This window comes from Gluconobacter sp. P1D12_c (genome assembly GCF_018812105.1).
Classification (GTDB): Bacteria; Pseudomonadota; Alphaproteobacteria; order Acetobacterales; family Acetobacteraceae; genus Gluconobacter; species Gluconobacter oxydans_A.
On sequence record NZ_JACSIQ010000002.1, the window covers coordinates 224,828 to 251,466 of the forward strand.

General features: G+C 53.2%; 25 protein-coding genes and 1 tRNA gene. 8 read left to right on the plus strand and 18 right to left on the minus strand.

The features are described 5' to 3' along the window. Nucleotides 1–571: 571 nt before the first annotated feature. On the plus strand, nt 572–1,450 hold the full coding sequence (gene purU, locus KP705_RS02905) for a formyltetrahydrofolate deformylase (protein WP_046901841.1): 879 nt from the start codon (nt 572–574) through the stop codon (nt 1,448–1,450). Nucleotides 1,451–1,475: 25 nt separating this feature from the next. On the opposite strand, the gene KP705_RS02910 is transcribed toward purU, so the two are convergent. The 3 genes from KP705_RS02910 to KP705_RS02920 all read right to left on the minus strand — a co-directional run bounded on the left by KP705_RS02910 (nt 1,476) and on the right by KP705_RS02920 (nt 3,380). Further along, nucleotides 1,476–2,342, minus strand: a complete 867-nt coding sequence (locus tag KP705_RS02910) for a DNA/RNA non-specific endonuclease (protein ID WP_046901842.1) — start codon at nt 2,340–2,342, stop codon at nt 1,476–1,478. 65 nt (nt 2,343–2,407) lie between these two features. After that, nucleotides 2,408–2,492, minus strand: a tRNA-Leu gene (locus KP705_RS02915). Between the two features lie 105 nt (nt 2,493–2,597). Then, complete coding sequence (locus KP705_RS02920; RefSeq protein WP_046901843.1) at nt 2,598–3,380, minus strand: class I SAM-dependent methyltransferase; 783 nt, start codon at nt 3,378–3,380, stop codon at nt 2,598–2,600. Between the two features lie 168 nt (nt 3,381–3,548). Between KP705_RS02920 and KP705_RS02925 the strand changes: the two genes are divergently transcribed. The 4 genes from KP705_RS02925 (at nt 3,549) to KP705_RS02940 (ending at nt 6,586) form a co-directional block, all read left to right on the plus strand. Continuing rightward, nucleotides 3,549–4,406 carry a neutral zinc metallopeptidase gene (locus tag KP705_RS02925; RefSeq protein ID WP_046901844.1) on the plus strand — a complete coding sequence of 286 codons (858 nt, stop codon included), beginning with the start codon at nt 3,549–3,551 and terminating at the stop codon, nt 4,404–4,406. 154 nt (nt 4,407–4,560) lie between these two features. After that, nucleotides 4,561–5,079 carry a hypothetical protein gene (locus KP705_RS02930; RefSeq protein ID WP_046901845.1) on the plus strand — a complete coding sequence of 173 codons (519 nt, stop codon included), beginning with the start codon at nt 4,561–4,563 and terminating at the stop codon, nt 5,077–5,079. After that, nucleotides 5,079–5,975, plus strand: a complete 897-nt coding sequence (locus KP705_RS02935) for a cytochrome-c peroxidase (RefSeq protein WP_215763982.1) — start codon at nt 5,079–5,081, stop codon at nt 5,973–5,975. Before KP705_RS02930 ends, KP705_RS02935 begins: the two co-directional genes overlap by 1 nt. 152 nt (nt 5,976–6,127) lie before the next feature. Beyond that, complete coding sequence (locus tag KP705_RS02940) at nt 6,128–6,586, plus strand: cytochrome c (protein ID WP_046901847.1); 459 nt, start codon at nt 6,128–6,130, stop codon at nt 6,584–6,586. A 71-nt stretch (nt 6,587–6,657) separates the two neighbouring features. Here the strand turns inward: KP705_RS02940 and KP705_RS02945 are convergent, their stop codons facing one another. The 3 genes from KP705_RS02945 to petA are packed head-to-tail and all read right to left on the minus strand — an operon-like array spanning nt 6,658 to nt 9,202. Next, on the minus strand, nt 6,658–7,344 hold the full coding sequence (locus tag KP705_RS02945) for a cytochrome c1 (RefSeq protein ID WP_046901848.1): 687 nt from the start codon (nt 7,342–7,344) through the stop codon (nt 6,658–6,660). Next, nucleotides 7,341–8,537, minus strand: a complete 1,197-nt coding sequence (locus KP705_RS02950; protein WP_046901849.1) for a cytochrome b N-terminal domain-containing protein — start codon at nt 8,535–8,537, stop codon at nt 7,341–7,343. Before KP705_RS02950 ends, KP705_RS02945 begins: the two co-directional genes overlap by 4 nt. Nucleotides 8,538–8,545: 8 nt before the next feature. Then, on the minus strand, nt 8,546–9,202 hold the full coding sequence (gene petA, locus KP705_RS02955) for a ubiquinol-cytochrome c reductase iron-sulfur subunit (protein WP_046901850.1): 657 nt from the start codon (nt 9,200–9,202) through the stop codon (nt 8,546–8,548). A gap of 243 nt (nt 9,203–9,445) precedes the next feature. Between petA and KP705_RS02960 the strand changes: the two genes are divergently transcribed. Beyond that, the gene (locus KP705_RS02960; RefSeq protein WP_215763983.1) at nt 9,446–11,524 is read left to right on the plus strand and encodes a phosphocholine-specific phospholipase C; all 2,079 of its coding nucleotides are present in this window, start codon (nt 9,446–9,448) and stop codon (nt 11,522–11,524) included. A 61-nt stretch (nt 11,525–11,585) separates the two neighbouring features. Here the strand turns inward: KP705_RS02960 and nadC are convergent, their stop codons facing one another. The 7 genes from nadC to KP705_RS02995 form a co-directional block, all read right to left on the minus strand. Continuing rightward, complete coding sequence (nadC, locus tag KP705_RS02965; protein ID WP_215763984.1) at nt 11,586–12,443, minus strand: carboxylating nicotinate-nucleotide diphosphorylase; 858 nt, start codon at nt 12,441–12,443, stop codon at nt 11,586–11,588. Nucleotides 12,444–12,454: 11 nt separating this feature from the next. Continuing rightward, nucleotides 12,455–13,924 (minus strand): L-aspartate oxidase, encoded by a 1,470-nt coding sequence (locus KP705_RS02970; protein ID WP_046901853.1) that lies wholly within the window; start codon nt 13,922–13,924, stop codon nt 12,455–12,457. A 2-nt stretch (nt 13,925–13,926) separates the two neighbouring features. Then, nucleotides 13,927–14,910: a quinolinate synthase NadA gene (gene nadA, locus KP705_RS02975; RefSeq protein ID WP_046901854.1), complete on the minus strand. Its 984-nt coding sequence runs from the start codon at nt 14,908–14,910 to the stop codon at nt 13,927–13,929. An 81-nt stretch (nt 14,911–14,991) separates the two neighbouring features. After that, nucleotides 14,992–15,873, minus strand: coding sequence for an NrtR DNA-binding winged helix domain-containing protein (locus KP705_RS02980; RefSeq protein WP_046901855.1), 882 nt, complete (start codon nt 15,871–15,873; stop codon nt 14,992–14,994). A gap of 101 nt (nt 15,874–15,974) precedes the next feature. After that, a complete protein-coding gene (locus KP705_RS02985; protein ID WP_046901856.1) occupies nt 15,975–17,045 on the minus strand; it encodes an NAD(P)-dependent alcohol dehydrogenase in 1,071 nt (356 codons plus the stop codon). Nucleotides 17,046–17,150: 105 nt separating this feature from the next. Further along, a complete protein-coding gene (locus tag KP705_RS02990) occupies nt 17,151–18,509 on the minus strand; it encodes an amidohydrolase family protein (RefSeq protein ID WP_215763985.1) in 1,359 nt (452 codons plus the stop codon). Continuing rightward, nucleotides 18,506–19,513, minus strand: coding sequence for an ABC transporter substrate-binding protein (locus KP705_RS02995; protein ID WP_046901858.1), 1,008 nt, complete (start codon nt 19,511–19,513; stop codon nt 18,506–18,508). Before KP705_RS02995 ends, KP705_RS02990 begins: the two co-directional genes overlap by 4 nt. Nucleotides 19,514–19,810: 297 nt before the next feature. Between KP705_RS02995 and KP705_RS03000 the strand changes: the two genes are divergently transcribed. Then, nucleotides 19,811–20,848 carry an isopenicillin N synthase family oxygenase gene (locus KP705_RS03000; protein WP_203549265.1) on the plus strand — a complete coding sequence of 346 codons (1,038 nt, stop codon included), beginning with the start codon at nt 19,811–19,813 and terminating at the stop codon, nt 20,846–20,848. A 3-nt stretch (nt 20,849–20,851) separates the two neighbouring features. Here the strand turns inward: KP705_RS03000 and KP705_RS03005 are convergent, their stop codons facing one another. From KP705_RS03005 to KP705_RS03025, 5 genes are read right to left on the minus strand one after another with little or no spacing between them, the layout of a single operon-like run. Then, on the minus strand, nt 20,852–22,033 hold the full coding sequence (locus KP705_RS03005) for an MFS transporter (RefSeq protein WP_215763986.1): 1,182 nt from the start codon (nt 22,031–22,033) through the stop codon (nt 20,852–20,854). A 57-nt stretch (nt 22,034–22,090) separates the two neighbouring features. Then, entirely contained in the window at nt 22,091–23,395 is a 1,305-nt protein-coding gene (locus KP705_RS03010; protein WP_052750090.1) for a lipase family protein, read from the minus strand. Further along, nucleotides 23,392–24,261 (minus strand): methylenetetrahydrofolate reductase, encoded by an 870-nt coding sequence (locus tag KP705_RS03015; protein WP_046901860.1) that lies wholly within the window; start codon nt 24,259–24,261, stop codon nt 23,392–23,394. The genes KP705_RS03010 and KP705_RS03015 overlap by 4 nt, the downstream gene beginning before the upstream one ends. After that, nucleotides 24,258–25,112: a bifunctional 5,10-methylenetetrahydrofolate dehydrogenase/5,10-methenyltetrahydrofolate cyclohydrolase gene (locus KP705_RS03020; protein ID WP_046901861.1), complete on the minus strand. Its 855-nt coding sequence runs from the start codon at nt 25,110–25,112 to the stop codon at nt 24,258–24,260. Before KP705_RS03020 ends, KP705_RS03015 begins: the two co-directional genes overlap by 4 nt. A gap of 28 nt (nt 25,113–25,140) precedes the next feature. Next, entirely contained in the window at nt 25,141–25,722 is a 582-nt protein-coding gene (locus KP705_RS03025; RefSeq protein WP_046901862.1) for an NAD(P)H-dependent oxidoreductase, read from the minus strand. A 153-nt stretch (nt 25,723–25,875) separates the two neighbouring features. On the opposite strand from KP705_RS03025, the gene KP705_RS03030 reads away from it, so the two are divergent. Then, nucleotides 25,876–26,631 carry an IclR family transcriptional regulator gene (locus KP705_RS03030; RefSeq protein WP_215763987.1) on the plus strand — a complete coding sequence of 252 codons (756 nt, stop codon included), beginning with the start codon at nt 25,876–25,878 and terminating at the stop codon, nt 26,629–26,631. Nucleotides 26,632–26,639 lie beyond the last annotated feature (8 nt).

The following is a 26,639-nucleotide window of genomic DNA, read 5'->3' on the forward strand; positions in this document are numbered from 1 at the left end:
ATACGCATTATGGGAAGGTCCGGACCGGATTTTTCGTCTTCACGTCAAACTTTCGGACTTTCCCGGTATTGGGGTCTAGGTGACATTCCCATGTGAATGTCACCCACTCAATAGGCTTGGTCTTCATCTGATATTGCCCTCGCCCTTGTATCAAAGAGGCGTTTATCACTCTCTGGCTCTCAGGCTTGTCGTCTTGAAGAAAAAAGCGGTTACTTGAACTTCCCAGCCTCACAAGTTCGCGTCTGGCAGCCGACTGACAAAGATAGGTTGTCATGAGCCAGACCGTCCCCTGCGTCGCCACGGCATTCCTCTCCTGAGGGTCACGAATAGAGGCGATCTGACGCGAAATGAGTTTTTGTTCTGCGGGTGACGGACCAGTCTTGTTCTGGGCGGCCGCGTTTGCATACCCGGACAGGACAAGGAAGAGCAGAAAGGATCCCGCTAGCAGATAATGATAGATTTTCATAAAGTCCTCTGCACCATATTTTGCCTGTCTCTCATCCGCAGCGTATAGGATGGGGCTGATCCCTTACCCTGCCAAGTAGCAATTCAACCCTGGACCCCGCTTTTCATGATCCGTCAGTCATCTACGCTTACAACGTTCGTAGTCACCCTGAGCTGCCCTAACCGACCTGGCATTGTAGCGGCAATCAGCCAGCGCCTTTACGAACTTGGTGCCAATATTACGGAAGCACAGCAGTTTGATGACACGGGCAGTACGCAGTTCTTCATGCGAATTGTTTTCGATGTGGCAAAGGAGGCATTGTCCGAGATCCAGTTGAAAACAGAATTTTCCCGTCTGGCTGAAAATTTCTCGATGGACTGGCAAATCCGTGATATTTCAAAGCGTCAAAAAGTTCTCCTTTTTGTGTCCCGCTTTGATCATTGCCTTGTGGACCTTCTCTATCGCTGGCGTATCGGTGAACTACAGATAGATCCAGTCGGAATCATCTCCAATCATGCACGGGAAACCTATGCTGATCTGGATTTCCATGGTGTTCCATTTCACCATCTTCCCATTACCAAAGATACCAAGGCGGAACAGGAACAGCGTATCTGGACTATTTTTCAGGAGAGTGGTGCTGAACTGGCTGTTCTGGCGCGATATATGCAGGTCCTGTCCAACGAAATGGCCACTCGCCTTTCGGGGCGTTGCATCAACATTCACCATTCCTTTCTACCAGGCTTTAAAGGCGCTCGCCCCTATCATCAGGCGTTCAGCCGCGGCGTAAAGCTTATTGGTGCAACGGCCCATTATGTCACCAGCGATCTGGATGAAGGACCGATCATCGAGCAGGACGTTGAGCGGATCTCTCACGCTGACGACCCGGAAGACCTGATCCGGAAGGGGCGTGATATCGAGCGTCGCGTACTTGCTCGCGCTGTACGGTATCACATAGAGCGGCGAGCCATTTTGAACGGAAACAAGACGATTGTTTTTACGCCCTGAGCGAGAAGACGGCCGACCAAGGCGCTTATTGAACAAGCGCCTTGACGAGAGCCTTGATCGCCTTCTGTGCCGCTTTGGACCCCCACTCCTTGAGTAGCCTGTTGCTACGAGGACGCCTGGAAAGTGCATAAGGACTTTCCCTGATGGGCGGCATGCCCACAACCTGTTCCTTCATGGATTGCGGAAGCGCAGGAAACGGGTCCACATTCACGAGCTGCATCAGAAGCGCCACGGCTATGATCTTGCAGGTTGGCTTGCGAGTGTTCAGGCACACATAGGCACCAGTACCGTTAGAGGCGGGATCGTATATGGCTTTCCATGTCACAGCGGGAACTGGAATGCGCCCTCTTCCGATCTTTGCAGTGTGCTCGGGATCATATCCAGGTCCAGTAACGACGAATATTTCGCCTTCCTGACGCGCCCATCCTCTTACAGCGCTTTCAACACCTTCCCACGGTCCACGGTTCAACTCACCCGTTTGGGGAACAATATTGGACAGCAGGAAAGACTGTTGCTGAGGCCCAAGACCCGGCTCATTGCCGCTTGGTGTCATATGCCCTCGGTCGTAGCCTGAGGCTCTGTAGTCGGTCAGTGATGCACGCATTGAGGCGGGCAGCCTCATATCGGGAAAGAATTTTCCTTGTCGGTTCGTGTCATCGGCAATCTCAAGATTTTCTTCGGTCAGGTCTTCAGCAGACCAGAGCGGGCCTTTTGTCGCTTCTGAAACCAGAACGGCGTAATGGTCATTGCAGAGCTGAACGGTGCCTGAGCGCGCGGTCTCTGACAGAAGTGCGGGAGGAAGGCCTTTGGCAAATAAGGCTGGGCAAGAAGCCGCATGTGCGGGACATGCGATAACCAGAAACCCGACGAAACCAAGCGGAAGATATTTCAACGCCCCTCACAGACCTAAAGCCAGACAATCTTGTCTGCCGGAACAACGAGGATATTGAAAATGACTGGTACGGGCAGAGGGACTTGAACCCCCACAGCTTGCGCCACCAGAACCTAAATCTGGCGTGTCTACCAATTCCACCATGCCCGCAGACTGTGAAGTGGGTCTAGACGATCTCCACGGCTCTTGCAATGGCTATCAACGACCTAAATGACTGAAAAATCACACCTCACAGAAAGAAAACTGATTCAGGAGTTAATTTCCAACCTTCTGGAATTTCAGAACAAAATTGTCCCCTTCCCCGATGGCGGCATATTTGGCGCGATCAACCTGGCCCAGAGCGTATGTTGGAGGAAGGGTCCAGATCCCTTTGGGCCACTGTGCCGTATCCCGGAGATTGGCGTTGATTTCAGAGCTCCCAACAAGCTTGAAACCCGCTTTCTCAATCATCTGAATAGCGTAGGCCTGTCTCACATAGCCATCTTTTGCCTGCGGGTCCTGCGGAGCGCTGGTGTTTCCGCGATGGTCTTCAATACCCAGAATACCGCCAGGCTTCAGCACTTTGTGGATTGCCTCCAGCATCTGCGGGGCATTTCCAGCTTCCATCCAGTTGTGCATATTCCGGAATGTCATGACGAGATCCGCACTGTCTGCGGGTGCGAAATTCAAATTCTCTGCATCAAAACGGGTTGTTTTGACGGCTCCGTAAATATCCGGATGCGTCGCCTGAAGCTTGGCAATACCCTGCTTTTTGATATCTGCCGGCCCGAGAGCAACTGTATAAGTGCCTTGGTCATGAAGATACGGCGCGAGAATTTGGGTCCAGTACCCTCCCGCAGGCCAGATCTCTACGACATTGGACGTCGGAGTTATCCCGAAAAACTGCAGTTCTTCCAGTGGGTGCCGAACACTGTCACGGGCGACGAAGGCCGGCGTTCGCTCTGAAAGTTTGAGAGCTTGATCCAAACTTGGGCCAGCCAATGCTGGCGTGGCTGTCATACATGACAAGGCCAACAGAAAACCGGATCTCGACAGCATGATAATGACTCCTGTTGCAGATGTCGTGACTGTGACATGAGGTTGTAGGGGCTGTCTTCACACTTCTTCGAAGCCTGGTGTCCAAACGGTGCTTTACAATCGCGAAATCTGATAAAGGATAATTTAACAATCATCCCATCCGGGAAACGGCAACAGGGCAAAGCACACATGCGTCTCGACGACCAACGGGAAAGCACCAACATTGATGATCGACGCGGTTCCGGAGGCGGAGGACGCGGCCCTTTGAGGATTGGAGGGATTGGCGGTGTCATCCTTGTCATAGGGGCGCTGTACTTCGGCGTAGACCCCCGTGTAGTCCTGAGCCTTCTGGAAAATGGACCGACAGCAAACACACCGGCGGCCACCCAGACCCAGGCAGCAAAAGACGACCCCGGCAGAAAATTCATCGCCCGTATTCTCGGCTCAACCGAAGATGTCTGGAGCAGCACCTTTCAGCAAATGGGCCGAACCTATCATGATCCCGGTCTGGTTCTCTTTTCTGGCGGGACGCAGTCTGGTTGCGGTTATGCACAGACATCCGTAGGCCCATTCTATTGCCCTGCCGACCATAAGGTCTATCTAGATCTGCAGTTCTTTCAGGAATTGCAGGACCGTCTGGGAGCAAGTGGCGACTTTGCCAAGGCTTATGTCGTGGCTCATGAAGTCGGGCACCATGTCCAGAATGAGTTGGGCATTATGCAGCAGGTCAATCAGCAGGGAAGCGCTGCCCAAAAAGGGGCGAATGGCCTTTCTGTTCGTGTTGAGTTGCAGGCGGACTGTTTTGCTGGTGTCTGGGCCAAACGTGCGAATGATAGCCGCCACTTCCTCGAGACAGGAGATATTGAAGAGGGCATGAATGCGGCCTCAGCCGTTGGTGACGATCGCCTGGAGCGCAAAGCTCAAGGTTATGTTGTCCCGGACAGCTTCACCCACGGGACATCTGCCCAAAGAGTCGCATGGTTTAAACGCGGACTGGAAAGCGGCGATATCAAACGCTGCGATACGTTTAACGCCCCCGCGCTCTAATCTTTCTGCCTCTGGGCATGGCGAACTCAAACGTTCCTGCAATGCCCAGAGGCCAGACATCTGACACGTTTCGATGCCGTCATACCTCTGGAAAATTTCCATATTCTGGTGCTTCAATAGGCGCATCTTAAAGCTTCTGCTGGAAACTATGACCATGAAGCCTATCCTGCTCAGTGTCCTCTCCCTAGCCCTGCTTTGTAGCACCGGCACAGCATCGGCCGAACCTGCATCTTGTACGCCTGGAACGACCTCTTTACCTGCTGGGTATGAGGGCTGGAGCAATCCCACTCCTTTGACCGCAGCCACAGACAAGGCTGGTCTTTCTGCAAGTCACCTAACGCTCAATCATGCGTCTGCCGTTCATCTGGCACACACTCCAGACGTTCACTTCCTGCAGAGGCCCGCTGAACCAGGCGGAAGTGTCAGCTATGGAGGGATGATTGCTTTCGAAGCTCCCCAGTCGGGAACTTATCGCATCATGCTGCCAAACAAGACATGGATTGACGTTCTTGGACAGGCGGGACTAGCCGTTTCGACGCATCATCAACATGGTCCCGACTGTTCGGGTATCCGCAAAATGGTAGATTTTCGGCTACCGGCTGGGCAATACACGCTTCAACTTGCGGGCAGCGGTCTGCAGGATATGCCCGTCATGGTGTCTGCCCTACCCTGATGCGCTATCCCATAGTGCTGTTTCTGAGCTTTCTTACGACTGGAGCAACATTTTCTGCGATAGCCGCGAATATTTCCCCAACCGCTGCAAAAATCGAACTGGGGCACAGACTTTTCTATGACGCGGACCTCTCTCTTGACGGGAGCATGTCGTGTGCAACCTGTCATGAACAGCGTCATGCATTCTCAGATGGGAACCCAACCCATCCAGGGGTGACAGATGAAGACGGAATCCGGAATGTTCCACCCTTAGCGAATGTCGGGCAATTTCATACGCTCACTTGGACCAACCAACACGTTACAACACTGGAAGATCAGTTCTTCATCCCGCTGAGTGGCCATCACCCTGTGGAAATGGGCATGACAGACATGCCCGAACTCGCTCGTCGGCTCTCCGCAAACCCTTGCTATCGCGTTCTGTTTTCAAAAGCCTTTCCTGAAAAAAATATTCCGATTGATGCCCGTTCTGTAGCCCAGGCCGTGTCGGCCTTCGAGCGAGAGTTAATTTCCGATAAGTCACCGTGGGATCTTAGGTTGTCCGGGGCAACGCAGTCACAAACAAACGGAAAAAAGATATTCTTTGGCAAGGGAAAATGCAGCTCATGCCACCAACCACCCCTATTCACTGATCAGGAATTTCATACACTGTCGACATCTTATTCCGAACCCATCAGGACGCCTTCTCTTAGGAATGTCGAAGTAACCGCTCCTTATTTGCATGACGGTTCTGCCCCCACTCTCAGAGAAGCTATTCTGGCACATCCGAAAGGCAGTCTACTTTCGCAAAACGAGCTGATAGATCTGGCTGCGTTTCTTAAGCTGCTGACGGATCAGAATTTTCTTTCTGATGCCAGCTTGGGGTTACCATCTGAAAAATGCCCAATAAGCACGCAATGATCAGCGCTGGATAACGTAGCTAGTCTGCACACGCGTTATACAAACCCGATCGCGCTTTTCAATTGAACCGGACCGGTGGCTTGGTACGAGGCCTTGATACTGATACATCCATTGGTCTCTGCTCCACTCAGATGATCTGTCGGGAACCATTCATGACCAAACTTGCAGCTCTTTTTATAGGACTTCTGCTCGGATCTACAGCGATAGCTTACGCAGAAGATGGTCAGGCTCTCTACAGTAGCAAGTGCAGCGTATGCCATCAGGCCGCCGGAATTGGATCGCCGGGGCAGTTTCCTCCCCTCAGCGGAAGGGTTGGAAAAATCGCCTCGTCTCCTGAAGGAAAGGCTTATCTGAAAGACGTTCTTCTGAATGGCCTCCATGGCGCGATTGACGTCTCAGACGAGACATACGTGGGCTTTATGCCGTCTTTCAATTCGCTGACAGACAGCCAGATTGCCGCGGTTCTTACGTATGTCTCGTCCCTGAATACGCCTGGAAAGGCCCCGGCTTTTTCTGAAGATGAAATCAAGGCTGCCCGTGGTACTCCAAAAAAAGCGAAAGAAATCGTTTCGGAGCGAGCCGCACTCAATTCCATCCACCCGCTCCCATAGAGAATTCATTTTTAGAAAGCGAAAGCTATTTTCTGTGACTTCCCATTAAAGAGAATATGGGATGTCACAGGCTAGTTCTTAACCTTTTCCCATATTCTCTTCTTGAGAAAAAAGACCAGAATACTCATCGCGATCAGGTACAGCAGAGTAAAAACGCCTACCTTACGTCTGGTGTGAAGATGTGGATGGGCCGCCCACTCCAGAAACGCACCCACATCCTGCGACATCTGGGGGATAGTTGATGACGTTCCGTCTGAGTATTGGACCTGACCATCATGTAGAGGCTGAGGCATCGCGATGTGGCGATGCTTCATCGCCAGATTGTAGTACGCGCCTTTAGGCAACACCGTCCCTTCCGGGGCGGATGCATAAGACTGCAAAATCTGAATAATGCGCGCCGTGCCTCCTTGTTGGGTCAGAGCAAGTCGTGAAAAATCTGGAGGAAGACCACCATGGTTGGCTAGTCTTGCCAGGTTTTCACTTGGATAAGGCGATCCAATTCGATCTGACGGGTGGGCTGGCCGTGTTTTAGGATCGCCATCATCGTCAAGACCATCGGCAACCTGATGCTGTGAAGCGTAATCTTTAATGGCCACTACAGACAGGCCGAGGTCTGAAAGATCTGAATAAGTAACATAGTTCAAGCTGTGGCAACTACTACAAACCTGCCTGAAGACCTGGAGGCCGCGCTGCTCAGGCGTAGATGCGCCTGCTTTGAAAGAAAAAAGGGCGAGTAAAACTAAAAAAGGATATTTCATTCCCTGCCCTCTCTTGCGAAGCCCAAGGAAGATGCTGTTTCGCCACGCGATTGAAGAGGCAAAAGTATCAGAAAATATAAATACCAATAAAAAACAGTAACGCGGCTAAGCCAGAGCCACCCTCCTGCGGGGGGATGCATACCCGCAAAACCCAAAACAACAAACGAGAAGAAAAGTATTAAAAGTGCTGGTCGGAGGAGAGGTCGAGACTGTGCGGATCTGACCGGGGACTTATCCAGCCATGGTAACGCAAATAATACGCCTATACTTCCTGTCGCAAGGATGAGGCCTCCAAGTTTGGAAGGAACCGCCCTTAAAATCGCATAAAAAGGCGCAAAATACCATTCCGGCGTAATGTCCTGAGGCGTCACAAGCGGGTTGGCCTGTACGTAATTCTCTGCAAGAGTCAGAAAATCAGGAGCGAAAAAAACAACTACTGCATAGACGATAAGAAACAAACAAAGTCCCAATCCATCCTTGGATGTATAATAGGGATGAAATGGGACTGTTTCATCAGAAGATTCAGGATCTATTCCTGTCGGGTTATTTGATCCCGCAACATGCAATGTTGCAATATGAAGTGCAACGACGCCGATAATAGAAAATGCTGTCAGGAAATGAAGAACGTAAATCCTGTGTAAAGCAACATTACCAAGGCCCTCCCCTCCCATTAGCCAGGACGTCAGGGCTTTCCCGATCAATGGCACAGTATTGAGCGCATTCACGACAACTGTAGCGCCCCAATAGGACATCTGCCCCCACGGGAGAATGTACCCCGCGAAAGCCGTTATCATGACCATTAAAAGCAGTCCAAGCCCAGTGAGCCAGATCAGTTCGCGAGGCGCTTTGTAGGATCCGTAATAAAGTCCTCTCGCGACATGAACGTAGAGAGCGGCAAACAGCATGGAAACGCCGCCCATATGAATGGAGCGAACCAGCCAGCCCGATGCGACCTGCCGATCCATGGTCTCTATGCTGGAAAACGCATCTGACACTGTCGGAGTGTAATTAAGGGCAAGAAAGATCCCGCTCAGCAAAAGCATCCCGAGCGCAACCGTGGCAAAGGCACCGAAATTCCATAGATAATTAAGGTTTTTCGGCATTGCGAAGTCAACATATTCACGCCGAAAAGAAGAAACAATCGGGAGACGTTTCTCTACCCACCTGGACACATCTTGAGATTTATCAGTCATGAGGGCAATCAGATCTGCTGGATCGTCGCGATATCAAAATCTGGATCGCCTTTACTCTTCCCAATGAGAAGGTGCTGATCAGAAATTATCGTCACGGGCGGGACAGGAAGATTATATGGCGCTGGCGCATCCTTATATGCCCGCCCTGCGATATCGAATTGTGACCCATGGCAGGGACAGGCATATTTCCCGGATCGATCGCCAGACGATGGCGCGTCAAAAGATGGCACACACCCCAGATGCGTACAGATTCCGATCAGGACGCCAATTTCAGGCACAACAGAGCGATGCCAGTTGATCGCATCCTGAGGTTGCTGGTGCATTTTGGACTCTGGGTCACGCAGCCGATGCGCTAGTTCAGGAACACGGAGTGAAGCCAGCATTTCGGGTGTGCGCCGCTGAACGAACACCGGCCATCCACGCCACGTCACCACAAGCTGCTGCCCCGGCGACAGCTTCGAACAATCAACCTCAACAGTATCATCTTCGCCAATGCGACTGCTCTGCGTACCATTCAAACTGTTGAGAAACGGATATGCCAGCGCGCAGGCCCCTGCACAGCCCATCCCCAGCGTAACTGTCGCGAGCACATCGCGTCGCCGAGGGTGGTTTTCCTCTTCCAATCCCTGTTGGGACGAGGAAGGAGGTGCATCATCCTGTGTCATGGTGTCCTACTCAAATAACCAGCTCAAATCATTCAAGCCCATATGGGTGAAGTCAATCTTAAAGATACGCTGCACGAAACGGAGCCTCTGTTTCTCATCATGCACCTCCAGAGGCCAACCCCCTCTTTTCGACACCATACCCATTCATAAAAATGACATGAAACTCCTGAAATTCCTTGATGATTTCATCCGCCGAGGCTGATAAGCGTCTTATCACAATTGAGTGTATGGAAGAGATCAACGGTGGCAACAAAACTGAACCGTCGCGGCGTACTAGGTCTGGGAGCAGGTTTTTCCCTCAGTGCGCTTCTTCCATCCATTCAGCGTGCCCGTGCCATCCCTGCCCGTCGGGACACAGGAACGATCGAAGATGTCCAGCATATCGTTGTGCTGATGCAGGAAAACCGATCTTTCGATCACTATCTTGGTCACCTGTCAGGCGTCCGTGGGTATGGAGACCGGCATGTCGTGCGTGGTCCGAACCGCGAGCCGATCTGGTGGCAGCAACGGCAGAAAGCCGAAAACGGCTGGATCACGCCGTTCCATCTCCCGACACAAACGACCAGTGCAGAATGCGTGATTGATCTGGACCACAGCTGGGCTCCCACTCACGCAGCGATCAACAAAGGCTGGAACAACCAATGGCCTCGTCACAAGAAAGATATGACGATGGGCTATTACACACGGGAAGATATTCCCTTCCATTACGCTTTGGCTGACGCGTTCACGGTCTGCGATCACTATTTCTGCTCCACGCCGACCCAGACACACCCCAACCGTTTTTACCTCATGTCTGGCACCGTTGATCCCAATGCGACAGGCGGTGGCCCGATCCTCGATAATGTGGATTGGGTAGACAGAGATTTTTATCCCAAGGTGCCTGAACCCTTCACCTGGACGACCTACCCTGAGCGCCTTCAAGAGGCCGGTGTGTCATGGCAGGTTTACCAGCAGGGCCTGTCTGGCGCCGATGTTGAGAATGGTAATTTCGGCACAAACGTTCTGATGTGTTTCAAGAATTTCGCTGACGCCAAGCCGGGATCAGCCTTGCATGAGCGTGCCATGACCGCGCGAACCCTTGATCACTTGAAACAGGATGTTCTGGCGGATCGGCTACCACAGGTGTCATGGATCCTGCCTCCGGCGGCATATTCTGAACACCCCCGGTGGACGCCCGGCTACGGTGCAACCTTTATTGCTCACGCGCTCGATGCCCTGACGGCAAACCCGGATGTCTGGGCCAAAACCGTCTTTCTCGTGATGTATGATGAGAACGACGGGTATTTTGACCACATGCCGCCCCCACAGCCTCCCACACCGGTTCTCCCAGGTCAGAGCACGGTGACGACCAGAGACGAAATTCACAATCATCTCCAGAGCTTCAGGCCAGATCGCTACAAGGCAGACGATCTTCCTTATGGTCTGGGGCCGCGTGTACCCGCTTTCGTTATCTCTCCTTGGAGTACCGGCGGCTTTGTCTGCTCCGAAGTGTTTGACCACACCTCTGTGCTACGCTTTATCGAAGCCCGTTTTGGCGTCAAGGAAACCAATATTACGCCATGGCGTCGTGCAGTCTGCGGCGACTTGACCAGTGCGTTCGATTTTTCGCGCAAAACTACGGTTAAGCCGCCGCTTCCAGACACGGCCGCCTACAGGAAAATTGCTGACGCGTCCTGTAAGCTTCCCTCGCCCGTTATTCCTCATCAGAGCACGCTCGACGATATCGGCGACCAGGAACGAGGTGCGCGCTTGGCGCGACCTCTGCCTTACAAACTCTCTGCAGACCTCCTGGAGACTAGTACAAGCAGCGTGACTTTTGAACTCCGCAATGACGGCACCTCCGGGGCATGTTTTTACGTATACCGTGATGGAACCGAGGAAACCCCTCGCCGCCATACTCTGGAACCGGGAAAAGCGATCACTGACGTTTGGAAAATAGAGAGCGCCGGACAACACGATTTCACCATTCTCGGGCCAAATGGTTTTGCGCGTTACTTCCACAACGCGAAACCTATGGATATCCAGGTTCAAGCGCAGGAAGACGCTCGAACCGGCAATCTGGTTCTAAAACTCAAGAATACTGCATCTACAGAAAAGAAGGTCAGGATCCAGGATAACGCTTATGGTGCGGGAGACCGTTTTCTTTCCCTTGAAGGAAATCAGTCGGCATCCGTCTCCGTTGAGCTCGATGCCAGTCATCACTGGTATGATCTTGTTCTCTCCTGCTCCGATGAACCGGGCAATCAATCTCGATTTGCCGGGCATGTAGAAACCGGACAAACGAGCATCACAGACCCTGCCATGGGCAACGTCCTGGCCTGACGGACACAGTCATACTCTCGGCAAGAGCATACTCTGGAATGCTCTTGCCGGAAAAACCAGCTTAGCCGCTTATATCAAGGCCGATGTCCAGCGCTTTGACCGTATGTGTAAGCCAGCCCAACGACAAAACATCCACCCCAGTCTCTGCAATCGGGCGCGCAGTCTCCGGTGTAATCCCACCGGATGCCTCAGCAATAGCGCGGCCACCAATAAGTTTGACAGCTCTACGGAGCGTTTCCACACCCATATTATCGAGAAGGTAAGCATCTGCCCCGCCAGCCGTGAGGGCTTCTTCGAGCTGGTCCAGCGTATCGACCTCCAGCTCAATCTTCATCAGATGCCCCGCCCGCTGACGAGCCGCCTTCAAAGCTGCTGAGACGCCCCCGCATAGAGCCAAATGATTGTCCTTGATCAGGATGGCGTCATCAAGCCGATATCTATGACTGGCACCACCTCCTGCACGTACCGCATATTTCTGAACCGCCTTAAGGCCAGGAAGCGTTTTACGTGTACAGCAGATCCGAGCCTTCGTGCCATGAACGGCATCCACGATCGCCCGCGTAGCTGTAGCGATGCCGCTGAGGTGTGAGAGGAGATTTAACGCCGTGCGTTCGCCTGCCAGAACCGTACTCGCAGACCCGTCAATGACGGCCAGAACATCCCCGGTCCCAATCCTGTCGCCGTCCTGCCTATGAGAAATAAACGCAGACCTACGGTCCAGAAGACTGAACGCAAGCTGAGCTCCCTGCAACCCTGCCAGTACCCCATTCTGTCTTGCACGAAAAACTGCCTGGAGAGGCTGCTCAGGATCAAGAAGGGCCTGTGTCGTCACATCTCCGCCCGTTCCCAAGTCTTCAACAAGCGCACCACGAACTACAGGTTCCCAGAGAAGATCAGGCAGAAAGGTCTGAAAGGTCATGCAATGTGTCCTTATGGCGAAGGAAGATCAGTTATGGTCAGCGCAGTGCGCTTGGGCATCGTTTGGTCTGGAAAGTCGGTGCGCCAGTGGCTTCCACGGCTCTCCCTACGAGTAAGGGCAGACGTGGCAATGAAACCGGCAACGAGCGCTTCATCACTAACAGCGATATCTGGAACGATTTTTTCAAGAAGGGCCTGCAATCCACGTTCGTCCCTGAGCAGCCCCGCATACTGGCTCATGAGTGAGGCCAAATCATGCACAGTAGGGGCGCTGCTGACTCCGCGCGGCGCTATCTTTCGGAAACGCACGTTTGGAAGCACGCTGTTGTCAATGCTTTCTGCGACCCATTTTCCGGTTACGAAAGCTTCGAGCAGTGAATTACTCGCCAGTCGATTAGCGCCATGAAGGCCGGTACAAGCCGCTTCTCCGCAGGCCCACAGACCTGGCAGAGAGGTACGTCCCTGCTCATCAACATCCAGACCACCCATGTGATAGTGCATTGCTGGACTGACTGGGATGCGCTGTGCGTCCGGATCAATCCCCATGGCCATGCATGACGCTGTTATGCCCGGAAACCTCAGACTAAAGGGCGTTTTTCCTATTGCCCGCGCATCCAGAAAAACGTCGTGGCCGTTTTGAATATGAGCCGAAATCGCTCGCGCGACGATATCGCGTGGCTGGAGTTCTTCCGTAAATCTGTTTCCAGTTTCATCGACCAGAAGAGCACCCGCCCCGCGTACCGCTTCGCTCACCAGAGGTCTGCGGCCAGTCTGCCCAACGCCTTTAAGAGCTGTTGGATGAAACTGGGTGAATTCCATATCAATCAGTCTGGCGCCGGCACGTGCAGCATGAGCCAGACCGTTCCCGGTCAATGTTTCAGGACTGGTGGTACAGTCGTAAAGAGCGCCAATGCCTCCGGATGCGATGACGCAGCATGAGGTGGGCAGAAAACCTTGTGAAGTTCTGACGCCGATCAGGCGCTCTTCCTCCGTAACCAAGCCCTCTAGTCGCGCTCCTTCCAGGACAGTGATGGTATCGCGACTTCGAACACGCTTTATCAACGTCTGCATGATCGCAGAACCGCTTCCATCTCCCCCGACATGGAGAATACGGTGCTTGGAATGGGCGGCCTCCAGATGCAGGTCCAGTGCTTCGCCCTTCTTTGCAAAAGGGACGCCCCATTCAAGCAAAGTCCTGATGGCGTCAGGTGCCGAACTCGTAATCAGTTTCACCATATGGAGGACACTGAGGCCGGCGCCTGCAGCCAACGTGTCCTGAGCATGCAGATCCGGTGAATCTTCCGTTCCGACTGCGGCTGCAATTCCTCCCTGAGCCAAAGAACTCGCGGCCTCGTGTCCTAGCGGAGCCGGGCTAAGAACAACGCAGGGCTGGCGAAGGTGCAAAGCAGCAGAAAGACCTGCCAGTCCTGCCCCTACAATAACGGGTTGCCCAGCAAGGTGACTTAAAAGAGTGTCCTTCACAGTTAGATTGCCAGCATTCTCTCGACCGCCATGCGGGCTCGCCCTTCAAGCTCGGACGGGATGGTTACCGGAGTTTCGAGGTTTTCGAGTGCTCTGCGGATTCCTGCCAACGTAATGCGCTTCATGTGTGGGCAAAGATTACATGGTCGAACAAACTCGGTTTCCGGATTCAGCGCGGCCAGATTGTCGCTCATTGAGCATTCTGTCACCAGCAACACTTTTTCCGGGCGGTGGGTCGCGACGTAGTCAATCATATTGGCGGTGGAACCGGAATAATCCGCCTCGGCAACCACCTCCGGTGGGCATTCAGGATGCGCTATGACAGTCACACCTGGATGAATTCGCCGATACTGCCGAATTTCCTGCGGTGTAAAACGTTCATGCACTTCACAATGACCCGCCCAGGTCAGCATTTCGATGCCTGTTTCGTTCTCGATGTTTTGAGCCAGAAACTCGTCTGGAATCATAATAACACGAGGAACACCCAGACTTTCCACGACCCGTCTGGCATTGCCCGACGTGCAGCAGACGTCTGTTTCCGCTTTCACTTCCGCTGTACTGTTAACGTACGTGACAACCGGAACCCCCGGATAGCGCCGCTTCATCTCCCGGACGTTTTCCGCCGTTATGCTCTCTGCCAAAGAACAGCCAGCCCGATCGTCCGGAATTAGAACCGTCTTGTCGGGATTCATCAGCTTGGCAGTTTCCGCCATGAAATGAACGCCAGCCATGACAATAATGTCTGCGTCGAGGTTCTGGGCATCACGAGCCAGAGCCAGACTGTCTCCGCGGATGTCCGCGACACAGTGGAAAATTTCCGGCGTTTGATAGTTATGAGCCAGAATAACGGCATTTCGTTCGCGTTTCAGGCGAAGAATAGCCTCGATATCATCCGCGTATAAACGTTCCCAATCCTCCCGCGCCATCAGGCGGGAGACAGGTGCGTAAAGCCTGTCACGGCTTTCCAAGACATGCTGACGGCCCATGACGGACTCCGTAATAACATTATGCTCCTATTGAGCATAATGAATCTTACCGTATTCACAAGCCTGTCGGTCAACACGTTTTCAGGAGAACGTTCCCAGTGGAAGCTTGGCCCCTGTCAGATAGCAACTTTCAGAATTGTCCTTCCGGAACTTGTAAAGCCGCGCAGGTCTTCCCTGAACGCCACTCTCGTAGCGATCGGTTTCGCTGACCAGATCCTGATTTTGTACCAACCGACGAAAATTCTGCTTGTGCATCAAACGCCCGGAAAGGGCTTCCATCGCTTGCTGGAGTTGAAGAAGCGTAAATTCTTCGGGCACGAGCTCAAATACGACAGGCGTGTAACGGATTTTCGCTCTTAAACGAGACATCGCCGTTGCGAGAATACGCCGATGATCCCAGAGCATCGGACTCTCTCCCAGTCCGGCGCTACAATGGGGTGACTCCTGAACCAGCCCAGCCTCCCACAGCAGCTCATAACGCTCCAGCACGGCTTCGTCGTTCCAGCTTTCCCCGTTCAGGCCAAACGTGGCCTGACAACGGTCGAGCTTTTCCTCTTCATGGGCCGCCCATTCAAGAAGGGCTCGCTCAATGGTCTTGAGGAGGGCAACGCTTCCTTCAGTTCGGCGATCTTCCCAAGGAAAGTACTGATACCATCCCCTCCATCCTGCCTGATCGCCACTGTCGCGCGTGAGGGCCATATAGGAAATACGCACAAGCCGTTCCGTTTCAGCAGGAACAGAGTCCCCGAACGTATAGAGTTGCTCAACATGGCCCAGGCGGAACCCCGTGAGTTCCTCTACCCAATGGCGCACACCACGCTGCAATGACGAGTGTTCCGTTTCCAGGGCGCCTGCAGGTAAGCAGGCTCCGTTCTGAACAGTCAGAACTTCTGGTATTCCGTTCTGCAGTGTGGTCAGGACGGCAACCAGCTCCGCCCGACACGTCGCAACGTGATGATTCATTCTAAAATCATGTCTTCCCGTTGGGTAGAAACTCCAGAAGTAAAACTCTTCTCAGGAAGGAGGCGGGGAGTTTCTTGCTACCACCTCCCCTCCCTAAGGTTTCAGCCTGCGATGCTGTCTGGCATGGACGCCATATCGATCACGAAGCGATATTTGACGTCTGAACGCAGGACGCGCTCATACGCCTGATTGATCTCATCCATCCGAATGATTTCCACGTCACTGACGATGTTATGCTGACCGCAGAAATCAAGCATTTCCTGCGTTTCCTGAATACCACCGATAGCGGAGCCAGCCAGACTACGGCGCTTGGCAACAAGGCTGAACGCCCCAACAGACATCGGCTTTTCCGGCAGTCCTACAAGCACCATATGTCCGTCCTGCTTCAGCAGGGACAGGTAGGCATTGATGTCGTGATCTGCCGACACAGCATCAAGAATGAAATCAAAGCGGTTCGCCTCGGCAGCCATCGCTTGCTCATCGCGGGAAATGACAACCCGGTGTGCACCAAGTCGCTTCCCATCTTCGACTTTACTCGGAGACGTTGTGAACAGGGTTACTTCGGCACCAAGCGCAACGGCAAATTTGACCCCCATATGGCCAAGTCCACCGAGCCCTACAACACCAACACGATGCCCTGCCCCAATTTTCCAGTGAGACAACGGAGACCATGTCGTGATCCCGGCGCAAAGCAATGGTGCTGCTGCCGCCGGATCAAGATTTTCGGGAATACGCAGGACGAAACCTTCATCGACAACGATGGCGCGCGAATATCCTCCGAACGTGTAGGCGCCTTCTGCCGGAAATGCCGGATCGGGGCTGTTGTATGTCCATGTTGGGCTGGCATCACAATACTGCTCCAGACCAGCCTCGCAGGACGCGCAGGTTCGGCATGAATTCACCATGCAGCCCACGCCCACCCAGTCACCGACTTTAAAGCGTGTTACGTCAGGCCCAACCGCTTTGACATGCCCGATAATCTCATGACCCGGCACGCACGGATAAGAAGCAGGTCCCCATTCGCTCCGTGCGGTATGAATGTCAGAGTGACAGACACCGCAGTGGGTAATGTCAATCTGCACGTCTAAAGGACCGCAGTCACGGCGCTCAAAAGCGAAGGGAGCCAGGGGAGATGTCGGGCTGGAGGCCGCGTAACCAACACAGGTAAGCATTGCAGGTCCTTGTCGAGACAGAAGAATCAAAGCGTCAAAACGATTGGCCTACTCTAACAGGAAGTCCCGCTAAACTGTACCCATGCTGAGTTCGCACAGGTTTCTTCAGGCACGCGTAAGACAACCCACAACGTCCCGAGCCTCTGCCAGTAACGCCTCAAGATCCAGCCCGGGAATAGCGCCATCCACTACCACGGGCACTCCGTCCATCAGGACATGACGTACAGTTGTGGCACCTGACACGACCGGAGCGATCAGTGGGTCATGCAATCCGGCACATCTGGGTGCGTCCAGACCATGAATAACAAGATCCGCCGCTGCGCCGACCTCAACCCGGCCGACATCAGGAAGCCCCAGGATTTGCGCTCCCGCGGATGTTGACCAGCGCATAACATCCTCAGCCGTGACAGCGTCAGCACCGTGAACAGCACGATGGATCATCCACGCACAATGCATCTCTGCCCCCATGTCACAGGCTTCATTGGATGCTGCCCCATCAACTGCCAGCGATACGCGGCCGCCCAGAGCGTCCAAGGCCGGTGCAGGCGCGATACCTGAACCAAGGCGGCAGTTACTCTGAGGACAATGCGCCATACCGGTCCCGGTTTGGACCATAAGCACCAGTTCGCTCTCATCAAGATGAACCAGATGCGCAAACCAGACGTCTTCTCCAACCCAGCCATGCTCGGCAACAAACTGAAGGGGCCGCATTCCGTAAGTTTCCAGACAGAACCGGACATAGTTCTCTGTTTCAGACAGATGCGAGTGTAGCGAAATACCCATGCTTCGGGCGGCAATAGCCATTTCCCGAAGCTCATCCGGCGTGACGCCCCAGGTTGGCGTATTAGGGGCCAGAGCAATTCGGCGTTTCGCATTTGGGCCAGATTGATGATACCGGCCGACAAGCCCTTCGACACGTTTCATCATCACATCCAGCGTCTCCGTCGGCGCCGGAATAATATCGTCCGTATCGAATTTTCTGGCGCGCGTGGTGCCGCCACGCGCCAGAACATAGCGCAGACCAAGATCTTCAGCAGCTTCAAACAGTACGGCAGCAGGATCGTATGCATACATATCTGCAAACAGGTAATGATGATCAGCGACTGTCGTGCAGCCCGACAAGAGGAGTTCCACCATTCCAACCCGCGCCGCCACATTGAGCGCCCGCTCATCTATGCGGTTCCAGTAGGTGTTGGGCACAAGGCGAAGCCATGGCTCCAATGGCTTATTAATGGCTGTTGGAACCGCTTTGAGCACACTCTGAAAAAGGTGGTGATGCGTGCTGATAAGCCCGGGAGTTGCAATTCCTCCCTTGGCATTCAGAACCTTCTCCCCAGAGCCAGGTGCCAAATGACCGATTTCCGTGATCCTGCCGTCGCGAATGCGAATGTCACCGGTACGTCGAGCGGCATCGCCGCGTAGTCCAGTTAAAATTCCACCGATATTCTGTATCAGTAAGCTCATGCTGGCATTACCCGGAGAGTATCCACAAATTCTGTGGTGAAGGCACTTTTCCAGTCAGCATCGGATGGCAAGAGGTTTTGGCTGACCATAAAGTCTCGTGTGGCCTGCCACCGGGCAAGCGTCATCGCGCCAAGACCTCGCTCTTTGACATCTGGGGATGACAGAGCATCTGCTTTTTTCAGTCCGGCGTAGCCGAAAGCCAGATGCTCCAGCGTCATATTAGGGTTAGCTTTGAGGATCAGAGCATTCCCCGGATCGGGGTTTTGAAAATAATCACGCCATCCCATCAAAGACGCTTTCACAAAGCTGCTTACCTTTTTCTTATCGGTCGCAACCATCTGCTGAGTCGTGACCATAGGGGCGCCATAGGGCGGATAACCCAGATCCTTGAACAGGAAAAACTCGACCGGCATTCCTTTCTGCCGGGCATCCCACAGTTCGGAGGATGCATAAGCCTGAACGGCCATTTCCGGATCCAGAAAAAAAGGCTGGAGATTGAAAGAATAAGGCCTCGCCTGCTCTTCTCTGTAACCAAAGCGATTTTTGAGCCATGGCCAGAACGTCGCATGGGAAGACGCTGCTATCAGAATTGGGTGGTCACGGAGCTGGCTGAGATCCTTGACGCCAGCATGAGTCATCAGGCCCTGCTGATCGTGCTGAAATGTACTGGCTACCGCAACAAGAGGAATTCCAGAGGCGACGGCGGAAAGAAGCTGGAAGTCGTAGCCAGTAATAAAATCCGCACGACCAGCAGCCAGAAGCTGAGGGACATTCATTTGTGGGCTGGCAGCCTCTATCGTGACGTCCAGTCCTTCCTGTGCGTAATATCCCTTGGCAAGCGCTTGATAAAACCCACCAAACTCAGCTTGTGCATACCAGGATGTTATAAGCTTGACGGGCGTCCCCGCATTTTGCGCCCTGCTGATGAACGGCATGGATAATCCGCCGAGACTTCCAGCCACCCCCAAAAGAGTTCGCCTGCGACTGAGAGACATCCTGGACATACGGAGCGTTCTCCATTCTTCATTCAGTCACAGTTTATGAATCGAAACGGTTTCCATGAAAGTGCCTATTTGAGAATATCGGAATGCTTTTATGAGAACGGCTTTTATAATTGACAGGCAAATGCCCACCATGTTTTGTGTTGGAAACGAGTAGAAGCGGTCGAAGTCCTGTTGCAGGCTTTGGGCATTGCTCCAACAGATCCGGACCACGGCTCTGGTTGGGGGGCATATGCCATGATTGATCGCTACAGCCCCTCACCCTGCCGTAGTTCCGTCTCTGTTGTCTTCAATACGGTTATGGAGAAAACGAGTATGGTCCCCACAGGTCTGAGCGAACTTGAAACCGAACGCCATATTGGCGGAATGGGGACGAATATCGCTCGTCAAATTCCCAAGATCGATCTCTCCTCTTTTGAAGAACGCAAACTCCAGATTGCCGACGAACTTTGGTCTGCAGCCACGGAAATCGGATTTTTTCAGGTTTATAATCACGGCATTCCGCAGAATGACATAGATCGAGCGTTTTCACTGGCAACAGCCTTCTTTGCCCTCCCCAAAGAGGCAAAGGCCCGCCTTCCCCTCAAACCTGGTACGAACGCCGGATGGGAATTTCAGGAACAGGTGCGGCCTTCAACAGGTACACCTGACCATAAAGAATCATTTCAGATCACTCTTCCCAGAATGGCGGCTCTATGGCCAACAGAGCATGACGCGCCGGACTTCAAGGAATTCCTGTCCCACTTCGAGCACCAGAACTGGCTTCTGGGTATGAAGATCCTGTCCTGCTTTGCCATCAAACTCGGGTTTGACGAAGAGTTCTTCACCAAACTGCACGACCCGTCCTCTCCTGACTACCAGTGCACCCTTCGTCTCATTCACTATATGAGCATGGAGAATGCTCTGCCGGAGGACTTCAAACGCTGGCGTGCGGGCGCCCATTCGGATTTTGATTGCCTGACACTTCTTCATCAGCGAACAGGCGAAGGCGGCCTTCAGGTTTGCCCTGGGAAGGATGCAAAGAGCGGGGCATGGACCGACGTAGAACCCGTCTCAGGATATGTGACCTGCAATATTGGCGACATGCTTATGCGATGGAGCGATGACAAGCTGCTGTCCACCCTTCACCGTGTTCGTATGCCACAGCCAGACGAATATCTTGGTGAGCGCCTTTCCATTCCCTTTTTCTGCCAAGCCAATCGGGATGCAATCATTCAGGGACCAGAGAAGAAATATGCTCCGATATCTGCGCAGAACTACCTTCTGGAACGCCTGAAGGCTAATTTTGCGGCGACTGAATCGAAAGGCAGTACCACAGTAACTGGTGCTGCCCTTTAAAGATCAAGCCAGCGCCTTACGTTGCCTGACCTGGAAAATTGTCAGGCAACCCATTCCCAGGGCGCAGAACGCAAACAGAGCGTAACTGGTCCAGAGTGTTGTCGAGAAGTACAGGTAAGGCATCAGGACTGCCGAGACGGAAATAAACTGGCCGACCGTGCCGGCAACAACGCCACGGGTCTTCCTGTCTGTCGCAACCACCGGCAGCAGAGACATCCCTGCACCACTCAGGCCGCTATAGGCGAATGTCCAAAGAAATAGCCCGGCAGACGCGACCAGCATCGTGCTTCCCGGAAAAAGCAGCAGCCATTGAGCCAGCATGCCAATAGCCGCCATGATGCAGAACATCACCCGAGAACGACGCTCCGTTCCGACGCACAGACTGACAATGAGCCCACCTGCCAGCATTACCACAATCTTGATGATTGCGACTTCTGCGGCAGACGCAGCCAAGCTCACGTGGTGAACGCGCGCAAGGTAAGACGGCGCGATCAAACTGGTTCCATAAGCAATCCCATTCGGGAGCGTTACTGACAGCCCGAGAGCCGTGACCAGCCAAGGTGATAGTCGCTTGGCCGGACCGCTTTCAGTCAAGACAACTGGCGGCTCTTTCAAGCCAGCAAGTGTCAGGACTCCAACAGCAAGAATAACGACCATTAGGGCCATATGGGCCGTGCAGGCTGCCTGCCAGCGTCCCCCATTCAAAAAAGGAATGGCGAGAAGAAGACCGGCTGAATAACCGGCCGGAGCAAAAGTGGACCAAAATGCCAAAGCTTTGGAGCGACTTTTTTCCGGCAGATAGCGCATAAACAACACCGGCGAACCTGCTGTTGCGAACGCAAACCCGCACCCACACAGCATAAGCCCGATCCGCAGACTCCAAAGCGTGGTCGTTGACAGAAGAAGGCTATCACCAATCAACGTAATGACAACGGAAATTGGAAAGGCGCGCTTTACGCCAATACGGTCGACCACCATGCCGAACAAGAAAGATGTGAAGGCTGCGGGCACGGAAAAGAAGGACAAACTGGTGCCCACAGGTCCCGGAGAAACATGTCGGGCTTCCGCAATCGCACTGATAAATGGAACCACCAGTCCGACAACAGCCATGGATACTGCCGAATAAACGTAAATCACCAGAACAAGAAAGAGATGATAGCCTGATCTGTCGCTCGTGGTCTGCATGGTCTTGTATCCTTGAAAAGGCCGGCCACGGGTCCGGCTAAGGGCTATTCAGTCGACTCAGTTATTCCATGGAACATTCGGCAAAGCTGGCTCTACTGGCCCTGGTGGCTTGATCGAAGCGCAGCTTTGCGGAGGCATATGACCAGCCAGAAGCGTTTTCACGAAAGGAATGGAATCCTTCAAAGACACGTTGACTGCGCCATTATGGGTCATACCCGGATATCGCTTCCACAGAACGTGAGTCCCCGCGTCACACATGGCTGCAACGGCATTATACTGCCCATTCACTCCTGCCTCACCATCCGCCAAACCTGTCCCGGCGAACACAGGAAAGCTGATTTTGGCATTGGGGATCGTGAAGGCTGCGTCGTGTCCAGCTTCGAAAGCAGGAAGCTTCTCGTTGAAAAGTGCGTTACTTTGCACTTTGAGCTTGTCAGCTTTGTCGAAAAGATTGTGCAGGCAGGCGTGGCGAGCAATCTGGGACATCTGGCGCCCCGCACTCGTCAGGACCGTCCGGCTGTCTGTCTCAGGCTGTAAAGACTGGTCAGATCCTTCAACCCGCAGCATGGCAAAGGCGGAATCCATTTTGCTGGCATCCGTATAAACTTCAGGAATAGGCACATGTCTCGCGCCTGGTGGGACTGCAAAACCTGTTACAAGGCCTGTAGCAACGACTCCCCGAATGTTTAACTCAGCAGCGTATGAGGGTGCTAACCATGCGGCTCCAAGCGCTGCCCCGGATCCCTGCGATTGCCCGACCAGAACAATCCAGTTTTTGATCTCTTTTGGAAAACCGCTCAGAGACGCTCTCAATCCGTCCAGAACGCTATAACCCTCCGGTCGATAAAACAGATACGGGTGCGGTCCTGGCGTTCCCAGACCCTGATAATCCGTCGCGACAACGACAAACCCTTCAGATAACCACCGCGACAGATAGGCTTTATCCCGACTGGAATACCCGCGCCAGGATGGAGCACAAACATCCGCAACTCCTGTCGTTCCGTGCTCCCAGGCCACAACAGGCCATCCACCGACAGGAGCCTTGCCCTTCGGAAACAAAACCTGCCCTGAAACTGCAACCGGACCGCTTTTGTTCACGCCGTTCTGGGAAGAATACAGGACCCTGACGCCGCGACTGGCGCCTTGGGGAAGTTTCGTCAGATCCATGTCTTCATGCTGGATCAGCGTTCCGGGTATTGAAGAGATAGCTGTATGGGCCGTGTAAAAAGCACTTACGCCACCGTCGCCATATCGGTCGTCAACACTCGCAGTTGTGGCTGTCTCAGGTGAGACTGTGCATCCACCCAGTGCCAGCAGGAAAGCTCCTGTAGCACATGTCAGGCCAGATAGTCGTGGCGTCATGAGTGGTCTCCGGTGCTGAGGGAGAGTGCACGGCGCCATTCCAGCGTGCGTGCAATTGCTCCAAACGGATAAAAATGTAGCCCACAAAAATTCGTGTCGGGTGTTTGAGCGATTTCTTGGGCTACAGCATCAACAAGATGTTGCGGATTGCAGGGCATAAACCAGCGATGCAGTTTCCAGCGTTGACGCTGCATGAAACGCAAAGACTGCCCGACACCACAGGCCAGACCATACCGCACCAGCGTTTTTGGCGTCGTTAGCCCGTAAACTCCCAAGTTGACTGGCAGTGTAATACCGCCAGCCCTTAGCCTTTTTTCCCAGGCAAGAACTGGAGCAGCATCAAAGCAGAACTGCGTTACGATCTGCATATTCAAACCCTGCGCCCGTGCCAGATCCTGTTTGCGGCGCATATACTCCAACAATGTTGCCTCGGAGGCCTGCGGGTGCCCTTCAGGATGCCCAGCAACGTAGACAGAGCGAATGCCCGTGCGAACCGGGATCTCTGTTTCCAGAATCTGCACCGTATCTGCGAAGATACCAGCAGGCTTATCCGCTCCACCCGCGATCAGGAGCATTCGCGGAATATCCCGCTCGGTCAATGCAGAGCAAATTTCCTGCAGATGGCCTTCATCACGGATGGATCGGGCTGCAACGTGAGGAACTGGCAGGTAACCGCACAACTTCAGCAGGTCACAGGCCGCCAGAACGTCTGCAAATGGAACACCTGGAAGCCAGGTGACGAAGACCCTTGATCCGCAGGCAAGATCAGGCAGAACCCCCGAGAGCTCCAGAATACGGGATGGCAGAAGCTCGATAGAGCTTTCCGTCATCAGATCTGCACGCGCTTGGCCGACCGATATAGTCATGCAGCAATCCTTTTTTCCGCGAGATCCAAAACGGTTTTGAGAAGCATCATGCGTGTCATCACGCCAAAACTTCGATCAGGTGGCGTCATCCAGCTCGCAACACCAGCAACTGCAGGGTGAACATCACCTTGCAAAGAGCCCTCGGGCCAGCTCATACCAACATCAATGACGACAGCTCCCGATCGCACCATATCCGAGGTTATCAGATGCGCTGAGCCCGCAGCGGCTATAATGACGTCGGAGTTCTTCAGAACATTCTTAAGGTTTCCGCTTTTACGGTGCAACATCGTAACGGTTGCATTTCTGCTTTTTCCAGACAGCAAGAGCGCCGCCGGGCCGCCGACGAGACGTCCCCGCCCCAGAACAGCAATATTGGCCCCTTCCAGAACAAGCCCCGTCTGCTGCAACACTGCATCAATGCCCCTCACAGTGCAGGGAATAACAGACGGATCTGATGTCGTCAGAGACATCAGATTAACCGGATGAAGACCATCCACATCCTTCTCAGCGCTGATCGCCTGAAGAACCTGCCCTTCTTCCAAGTGCGCCGGCAAAGGAAGTTGAACCAGAATTCCAGTGATGGCTGAATCTTCATCAAGCCTTAGGATTTGCTCTAAAAGATCTGCCTGCGTGATCGATTCAGGCAAAACAATCTTCCGAACTGCAATGCCAGCCTTTTTACAGTCCTCGATTTTACGACTGACATATGTAGCGCTTTGTGGATCATCGCCTACCTCCACCAGCGCCAGGCAGGGAATATTGCCCTGTTGCCTCAGCGTTGCGGCCCTGCTCTTGCTCTCCTCCAGAAGTGCGAGGCCCAATGCATCCAGATCAAAGAAACGAGCAGCCACCGCAATTACTCCCCTGCCAGAAACGGTCTCAGATAGCTTTAAGACGACGAATGATTTTTTTCATAAACGTCCTACGGGCGTTCAACGTGGTGTTATTCATATTGTAAAGCCCCAGGTAATCGACGCTGACGCGACGGTTCATGACGGCCCGCAGAAAACGGGTCCCATTCTTCCTTGGCGGATCACCAAGAACAAACGCACGATGCCGCGGGCAACCGTAAGTCGTGACGGTCATGACCTTCTTGATGTTTGTAAAGCCAGGAGAAAGCTTTCCATCGATCAACTTAAAGGAGACGTCTGGAAGAAAAACGCGATCGAAATATCCTTTAAGAATTGCGGGCCAACCAAAATTCCACACAGGATGACACAAAATTAGTACATCCGTACTTTGCAGGCGCTTCACATAATCCGCTACGCGATGCTGATTAATGCTGACATCGTGATACTCAATACGATCCTGCGGGCTTAAAACAGGATCGAAATTGTCCCGATACAGGTCCAGAGCATCGACTTCATGCCCTTCTGCTTCCAGTGTCTGCGTTACCAGCCTGAACAGTGCCGCGTTGAAGCTATTTTCAAGCGGGTGGGCGAAAATGACGTGGACTTTCACACGGGGCTCCCTGTTTTTCTGGTTCTATCAAAAAAGGATTGTTCGATATTCGAACACTTGTTCGTTATATTTATTTTAGGCATAATCATTTTCAGCCTGCAATGATATTCGTAACGGCTATGCATAGTTTTTTGTCCAGAAACGGATTTGTTCATGGATCAGCCCTCGCCTGTCCCCGATACCGAGATTTCCCTGACATTTGTTAAGGGCCTCGAGGTCCTACGTGCTTTTGAAAATGGCCAAACAGACATGACCGTCGCAGACATTGCGCGTTTGGTAGGGCACACGAGGGCCGCCACGAGGCGACTTGTCAGAACGTTGGAATCTCTCGGATATGTCCGGAGTATCGATCAGCGATACAGGCTTACAGCACGCGCCTTGAAACTGGGGCTTGGCTTTCTACAAAGCCGCTCCATCGGTCATCTTGTCGGGCCGGTTCTTCGAGCTGAATCCATTGTTATCGGAGAATCCATTTCTCTCGCTCTACTGGACGCAGACGAGGCAATCTATGTCTTCCATAATCCCGCAGACAAATCTGCCGAAATGTCCGGGCATACTATCGGCAGCAGCATGTCTCTTGCCAGAACCGCGACTGGCCAAGCCATTTGCGCCTTTCTACCCGAGATTAGACAACAGACCATACTGGCCACCTCAGGCCTTTCTGAAACAGAAGCGGCATACGTGGCTAAGAGTCTTAAAGACGTTCACTCTCAGGGTTTCGCCTTGAGAGATGTGTCTCCACAAAGCGATCTGCGTGCCCTTGGGGTGCCTGCCTTTAATGTAAATGGCCAAATTGCTGGTGCGCTCAGCATCGTCTTTCCAACCAGTCGATACTCCATGACACAGATCCAGAAGGATCTGGCTCCCCACCTTCAGAGATGCGCAACTTATCTTGTAAGCGCCCTATGAGACCCCAA